The organism is Planktotalea sp. (assembly GCF_018607965.1).
Taxonomy (GTDB): domain Bacteria; phylum Pseudomonadota; class Alphaproteobacteria; order Rhodobacterales; family Rhodobacteraceae; genus Planktotalea.
In genome coordinates, this window is sequence record NZ_JABBAM010000059.1 from 1 (window position 1) to 7082 (window position 7082).

The 7082-nt window shown below is 53.0% G+C and carries 8 protein-coding genes and 1 pseudogene; 2 read left to right on the forward strand and 7 right to left on the reverse strand.

The window, feature by feature from the left end:
* Nucleotides 1-13: 13 nt before the first annotated feature.
* From QZ279_RS05315 to QZ279_RS05335, 5 genes are all read right to left on the reverse strand, one after another.
* Complete coding sequence (locus QZ279_RS05315; protein ID WP_293448938.1) at nucleotides 14-571, reverse strand: hypothetical protein; 558 nt, start codon at nucleotides 569-571, stop codon at nucleotides 14-16.
* A 75-nt stretch (nucleotides 572-646) separates the two neighbouring features.
* Nucleotides 647-2293 (reverse strand): CTP synthase, encoded by a 1647-nt coding sequence (locus tag QZ279_RS05320; protein ID WP_293448941.1) that lies wholly within the window; start codon nucleotides 2291-2293, stop codon nucleotides 647-649.
* Nucleotides 2294-2496: 203 nt separating this feature from the next.
* Nucleotides 2497-2865, reverse strand: a complete 369-nt coding sequence (gene secG / locus QZ279_RS05325; RefSeq protein ID WP_293448944.1) for a preprotein translocase subunit SecG — start codon at nucleotides 2863-2865, stop codon at nucleotides 2497-2499.
* A 62-nt stretch (nucleotides 2866-2927) separates the two neighbouring features.
* Nucleotides 2928-3410 carry an OsmC family protein gene (locus tag QZ279_RS05330; protein WP_293448947.1) on the reverse strand — a complete coding sequence of 161 codons (483 nt, stop codon included), beginning with the start codon at nucleotides 3408-3410 and terminating at the stop codon, nucleotides 2928-2930.
* Complete coding sequence (locus tag QZ279_RS05335) at nucleotides 3403-3801, reverse strand: DUF6524 family protein (protein WP_293448950.1); 399 nt, start codon at nucleotides 3799-3801, stop codon at nucleotides 3403-3405. The genes QZ279_RS05330 and QZ279_RS05335 overlap by 8 nt, the downstream gene beginning before the upstream one ends.
* A 218-nt stretch (nucleotides 3802-4019) precedes the next feature.
* Between QZ279_RS05335 and QZ279_RS05340 the strand changes: the two genes are divergently transcribed.
* Nucleotides 4020-5315, forward strand: coding sequence for an adenylosuccinate synthase (locus QZ279_RS05340; RefSeq protein WP_293448953.1), 1296 nt, complete (start codon nucleotides 4020-4022; stop codon nucleotides 5313-5315).
* A complete protein-coding gene (locus QZ279_RS05345) occupies nucleotides 5315-5554 on the forward strand; it encodes a DUF2842 domain-containing protein (RefSeq protein ID WP_293448956.1) in 240 nt (79 codons plus the stop codon). Before QZ279_RS05340 ends, QZ279_RS05345 begins: the two co-directional genes overlap by 1 nt.
* Before the next feature lie 75 nt (nucleotides 5555-5629).
* Here the strand turns inward: QZ279_RS05345 and QZ279_RS05350 are convergent, their stop codons facing one another.
* Nucleotides 5630-6079, reverse strand: coding sequence for a hypothetical protein (locus QZ279_RS05350; protein ID WP_293448958.1), 450 nt, complete (start codon nucleotides 6077-6079; stop codon nucleotides 5630-5632).
* A pseudogene (locus QZ279_RS05355) lies at nucleotides 6066-7082 on the reverse strand (hypothetical protein); the annotation flags it as partial. The pseudogene QZ279_RS05355 and the gene QZ279_RS05350, both read right to left, overlap by 14 nt.

A 7082-nucleotide genomic window follows, 5' to 3' on the forward strand; every position in this document is an offset into this window, starting at 1 on the left:
GTTTGGGCAAAGGTTAACCCATTAGATCGACGCCTTCAAAGCGCAAATTATCAAGGGCGATGCCTTGCGGGTCGGTGTTCAAAATCAAGATACCCGCAATATCGGGCTGCATTTTTTGACGGGCAAAGCCGTAGCTGGCTTCGCTCAGCGGGCCAATGGTCAAGGTGTCGATCGCAGAACCGTCGCGTCGTAGGAATTGCACGGATGCAAATTCCTGTTCGCCGCCTTTAATGTCGAAGGACAAGGCAGGTTGATCGCGATCAAACAGGATTGCGATTGCGCCTTCGCCGACGGCTTCAACACTGGGATAGACCCGTGGGCCATGTCCTTGCAGAACAATGGTGCCGCGCATATGCATCGCACCAAGCGTTTCTCCGGCACCGCCGTTGACAAGCACGTTATCGATGCGACTGCTCAGCCCGATGGAGGCAGGAACATCCTCAAAGTCTATGAGCTTGGTGAAGTTCATGTCGTCTTTCGGGACGATACACATCGCGCGTTCGCACGCGGCCTGTGCCGCAATAGGGGCGAGCGAAATAAGAAGCGGAGCGAGGACGGCTGACATACGCATGCCGCCACGCTAGCATAATTCAGAAAAACTCCAAATTCCGCAAGGGAGGTGGGTGAAGCCACGCACCTTACGGGATCAGACCAGACGCGAGTTTTCTTTGGCCGCGCGCACGAAATCCTTGAATAAGGGATGCGGATCGAACGGCTTGGATTTAAGTTCGGGGTGGAACTGAACGCCAATAAACCATGGGTGATCTTCCCATTCGACGATCTCGGGAAGTTTGCCATTTGGGGACATGCCTGAGAACTTCAGGCCCAAACCTTCGAGCTGCTCTTTGTAGGCAGTGTCCACCTCGTAACGGTGGCGATGGCGCTCTTCAATAGCCGTGCTGCCATAGATTTCGGCAACCTTTGAGCCAGCAGTAAGCGTTGCATCGTAAGAACCAAGGCGCATCGTTCCGCCCTTGTTGTCGTCTGCTTTGCGGTTCACTTTGGCGTTGCCCTGCACCCATTCTTTGAGGTGATACACAACGGGTTCAAAGCGCTTCTTGCCAGAGGATTCGTGATCGAACTCCTCAGAGCCCGCAGCCGAAACACCCGCAACATTCCGCGCGGCTTCGATGACGGCCATTTGCATTCCAAGACAGATGCCGAAGTAGGGTATCTTGTTTTCGCGTGCATATTGCGCTGCTCGGATCTTGCCCTCGGTCCCGCGTTCGCCAAATCCACCGGGGACAAGGATCGCATGATAGCCCTCAAGATAGGGGGCAGCGTCTTCGCTATCAAAGACTTCCGCGTCGACCCAAGAGACATTCACACGCACACGGTTGGCCATACCACCATGGGTGAGTGCTTCTTTGAAAGATTTATAGGCGTCCTCAAGCTGGGTGTATTTACCAACAATCGCGACGTTCACTTCTCCGTCTGTGTTGTGAATGCGATCTGCGACATCTTCCCAAACGCGCAGGTCTGGTTTGGGGGCAGGGTTGATATCAAACGCATCCAGAACCGCCTGATCGAGGCCTTGGTTGTGATAGGCCAAGGGGGCCTCATAAATCGATTTCAGATCATAGGCCGCGACGACGCTTTCCTTGCGCACATTACAGAACAGCGCAATTTTCTCGCGCTCTTTTTCGGGGATCGGATGTTCGGAACGACAAACCAGAATGTCAGGGGCAAGGCCGATGCTTTGCATTTCTTTGACAGAATGCTGTGTGGGTTTGGTTTTCAGCTCACCCGAGGCTGCAAGATAGGGCAGTAAGGTAAGGTGCATGTAGATACACTGGCCGCGTGGGCGATCGTGGCTAAATTGGCGGATCGCTTCAAAGAAGGGCAGGCCTTCGATATCGCCGACCGTGCCACCAATTTCACAGAGCATGAAATCAACTTCGTCCTCACCTATTGCGATGAAATCTTTGATCTCGTTGGTGACGTGCGGAATAACTTGGATTGTTTTGCCCAAATAATCGCCGCGTCGTTCTTTGTTCAACACGTTGGTGTAAATGCGACCTGATGAGATGGAATCAGTTTTGCGCGCAGGCACGCCTGTGAAGCGTTCGTAGTGACCAAGATCCAGATCGGTCTCAGCACCATCATCCGTCACAAAAACTTCGCCATGTTCAAACGGGCTCATCGTGCCTGGATCGACGTTAAGATATGGATCAAGCTTGCGCAAACGCACAGAAAATCCACGCGCTTGCAAAAGTGAGCCAAGCGCGGCTGACGCCAGACCTTTGCCAAGGGAGGAAACAACGCCACCGGTAATAAAGATAAATCTAGCCATGTGCGTAGCGCTCCCGTGAGGACCAAATTGCGTGCTGTGAGCAGCACAAATATAGTCAAATTTCATGTATTCAGCGTCGTAAAAATGCCGAATATCACGGGATTTGAGCGATAAAGGATTCGCAGCTGTTTGGCAAGGCAACCGCTACATGATGTTGCGGAAACCTTGACTTACTCAAAAGCTGGTAAATTTGGTGGATGCAATCAGTCTGCGCGTGGCACAAGCGGAGCGTTGTCATCCGCAGACGGAGGCAGCAAATCGCTTCCCACACCAAGACCCGAAGGCGCGGATTCTTCAACTGCAGCCGGTGCATCACCTATACGATCCAGGACTGAGCTGCCCGCTGCCTTTTGAGCCGCGATGATTGTCAGTGTGATAGATGTGATGATGAAGGCAATCGCCAAGATCCAAGTCACTTTACCCAAAGCCGTCGCAGCTGCGCGGCCAGACATAGCGCCGCCGCCACCGCCGCCACCCATTCCAAGACCGCCCCCTTCAGATCGCTGCATCAGAACAACGCCGATCAAAGAAAGTGCCAAAAGGAGGTGGATGATCAGAACGACGTTTTCCATGGGAGCCTGCGAGTTTGTGTACAGCGTGGTATCTAGGCAATCAAAGTGGTTCGTGCAACCCGTCAATCGGGATGTGTGACCTCAAAATAACGTGCTTTGATTTTAACGGGGAAATTTACGGACCGTGCGATGAAGCAATGGTTGTGAATTTTGCCGTGAACCGCGTCGGCCAATTGCGTGTCGCTGCCGGGGATCAAACCGATATTTGGCTGCAAAAGCGCAGATATAAAGCGACCTGTGCCGTCAGGCAGGCTTTCCCCCGTGCCGATTGGGGTATCGGTGTAGGAATGGACCGTGAGGCCTGCATCAGATGCAAGGTGCAAGAACCAGAGCATATGGCATGAACTGAGGGCCGCGATAAGCATATCCTCAGGATTATAAAATGCGGGGTTGCCGCCAAGAAGTGGGTCGTTGGACATCGCGATGGCTGGTTTGCCCACGCTTTCTAAAGTCCAATCGCGGGTATACGCGCGGTAATTCGCGGTGCCTTTACCCGTGTTTCCTGTCCAGCGCACGGTTGCTTCAAAGTTGTGTTGCTTACTCATCGACATCATGCATATCTGCTTGACCGGAAAGGGATCGACGAATTTGGGACCAGCTAAGCCCGATGCCGGGCACAAAGCTAAGTGTGACGAGACCAAGCCAGAGGTTCATCGCTTGGTTCTGTAGACTGAGCCAACCAAAATCATAGAGGACCCAAAGCAAGGCCACGACGAGTGCGAGGACAAGTGCCATACCGAAAGGTCCGATAGAACGAAGGGTTGCGCGCATGTAGATGATGCAACCGACCAGTAGAATCAGACTGCTGAGCACGATGAGGGGCAGTTGATCTATATAGTTTTGTACTGACCAGCGGACCCAATTGAAGCTTGTCGGATTATAGGTTGCGGCGAGCAGGATGAAGGCAAGCAGCCAGCGGATTGTGATACGGATCATTTGGGCATTCCTTGTTTCACACATAAATTGCGTATGATCGCGCGCATGTCCAGTGGTGCGCTTTTTGTGGGTTTGGGGGAGCCTCCGGCGGAAGTTTATTGGAAAGATGAAGGAGTGCGATGTCTCTTATTGGTGTGGTGCGGCGAAATAGGTGTTTCGCTTGTCTGGTGTCGGCTCTATACGGGCGCGGGTTGGACGTAATGTGAAAGGTCTGTCGGATGGCGAATGTAGTGGTTGTTGGCGCTCAGTGGGGCGACGAAGGTAAAGGCAAGATTGTCGATTGGCTGAGCGAGCGGGCGGACATCGTTGCGCGGTTCCAAGGCGGGCATAATGCAGGTCACACGCTGGTTATTGATGGCACTGTGTACAAATTGCACGCACTTCCATCCGGTGTTGTGCGCGGCGGTAAATTGTCAGTGATTGGCAACGGCGTGGTTCTGGATCCTTGGCATTTAATGAAAGAGATCGAAACGATCCGTGCGCAGGGTGTGTCGATCACGCCTGAGACGTTGATGATCGCAGAGAATACACCATTGATTTTACCGATCCACGGCGAATTGGATCGTGCGCGCGAAGAAGCATCCTCAAAAGGCACGAAAATCGGTACGACCGGCCGCGGCATTGGGCCCGCCTATGAAGACAAGGTCGGGCGCCGTTCTGTGCGCGTTGCGGATTTGGCCGATGACGCCACACTGGTTGCGCGCGTTGATCGTGCGTTGCAGCACCATGATCCCTTGCGCAAAGGTCTTGGAATTGCAGCCATTGATCGCGATGCACTCATTGAAATGCTGCGTGAGATTGCGCCGAAGGTGTTGGAATATGCAGCGCCCGTTTGGAAAGTGCTTAACGAGCGCAAGAAAAAGGGTCAGCGAATTTTATTTGAGGGAGCGCAGGGCGCGTTGCTTGATATCGATTTCGGGACATATCCTTATGTGACCTCGTCCAATGTGATCGCGGGTCAGGCCGCGACGGGTGTTGGCGTTGGACCAGGCTCGATTGATTATGTGCTTGGCATCGTGAAAGCTTACACGACGCGTGTTGGTGAAGGCCCGTTTCCAACGGAGCTTGAGGACGAAGACGGTCAACGTCTTGGTGAGCGTGGTCACGAATTTGGTACGACAACAGGGCGCAAGCGTCGGTGTGGTTGGTTTGATGCGGCTTTGGTGCGCCAGACGTGCGCAACATCGGGAGTGACAGGGATTTCCCTGACCAAGCTTGACGTTTTGGACGGGTTTGAGACGCTGAAAATCTGCACGGGCTACATGCTGGATGGAGAACGTATTGATTACCTGCCAACAGCAGCGGATCATCAAGCGCGCTGCACACCTATATATGAAGAGATGCCTGGATGGTCTGAGAGCACAGAAGGTGCGCGCTCGTGGGCGGATTTGCCTGCGAATGCCATCAAATATGTGCGTCGCATTGAAGAGTTGATCGATTGTCCGGCTGCGCTAGTTTCTACTTCACCTGAACGCGAGGACACGATCCTTGTCACTGACCCTTTTGAGGACTGATGGCTCTTTCATATAAAGCACGTAGGCGCTGGTCGCTGATAATTCTCCTGATCGGCATGCCGCTCTATATCATAATGGCGATCGGCTTGGTCGCAGGATTGTTTTATGTCGTCGGGCGACCACCCATCTGGGCAGAGTTCATTCTCTATGTGATCTTGGGCGTTGTTTGGATATTTCCGTTCAAGTCTGTTTTCATGGGCATTGGACAAGCTGATCCAGACGCGCCGCCAGAAGATTAAGTATATATTTTAAAAAAGAAAACGGCGGCTCCGAGCAGGAAGCCGCCGTTTTTACGTGCTGCAAATAACTAAGATTTAGCCTGCTGCGCGTGTATCTGGTTTGAAGCTGATACGATCCGACACCGTAAAGCGACCACCGCTGATTTTCTCGATCTTGCCTTGGCGCAACAGCTGGCCGAACGAGCGTAGTCCGTCTTCACGCGAAAAGTTCTCTTCTTGAACCATACGTACCTTGGTCATGAGTTGCGGGCGCGAAAACTGGTCTTTACCTTCAACATACGCAAGGTAAGCGGCCGCTGCTTCGAGCAAGTCAGGCAGCTCTGTTGCACTCATTACCTCAGCAAACTCGTTGAATGTACCACCTTCGGGTGCAACATCGAATACTTCTGAGGGTGACGCTTGCGCAGGCGCATCGCTAACTTTTATGCGGCGTGGACGCACAGGTTGTGGTGCGTTTGTTTCAGAGGCGACAGGATTGGATTCTGCGACCGTTGCATCAACGCGTTGTTTCTCAACAAGTTTCAAAGGGGGCGCGCGCGGTTGCCGCGGGCGCGTCATTAGAACTCAGACGACGAACAGGGCGGCTTGGTTGAACGACGGTGTCCAAATCAGCGCGGTACTCTTCGGTTTCATCCACAGGGTCTACATTTGAGCCGATTTTCTTGTCAGCGCGGGCGGATGCAACGGCTGCGCGTAAATGGCCAAGTGCATTGCGACGCTTTTTCCCATCGGGTTCGTCCAGTTCTGTACTGGCTTGATCCATCAAGCGATCCATCTCGACGTCTGGCGCAACAGCGAGGTCGTCGACACCACGCGCGTTCTGCACTTCGATCTCCTCGTAGAGCGAGGTTTCATCGTATTCCAAAGTTTCCAAGTTTACAGGCTCTGCCATTGGTTCTGAAATTGATACGTCATCAGGCAACTCCGACAATTCGGCTTCGACTGCAGCAAGTTCACGTGCAAGCTCGGCTTCGTCGTCTACGGACAAAGATGTCTCTTCTACACGATCATCGGCTTCTTCTTCGATATCGCCACTTGCAATCGCCGCTTCAAATTCTTGGCGCTTCATTTTGATGACGCGGGCGCGAATAGGGATTTTTGGTGCGACAACGTCTGCAACAGCTGGCTCGGCGTCGATCACGATTGCAGTTTCGTTAACGCTATCGAGTTCAGGCGTGGCTTCAGCAAGCCGCGACATGACACCCGAAATGGTATCTTCAACGGCTGTCTTGATGTTTGTATCTTCGACGGAGTCTTCTACGTTCGCATCTGCATCCATCTCCAAAATATCTTCGAGATCAGTATAGTCTTCGCGGCCTCGCATGATGTCGCCAGCGTGTTCGTCTTCAGAGAAATCTGTAGCGAGCGGAGCAATGCTTGGCTTGCCAACAACGGCGCGAATACGAGCAAGTTTTGCCGCGATGGAATCAGGCTCATTTTCAGAGACGTCTTCAACATCGTCTTCTTCAAGTTTTGCAGCATCCTCGTCAGCTTTGCGCTTTGCCTCAGCCTCGATCAGGGCTTCTGC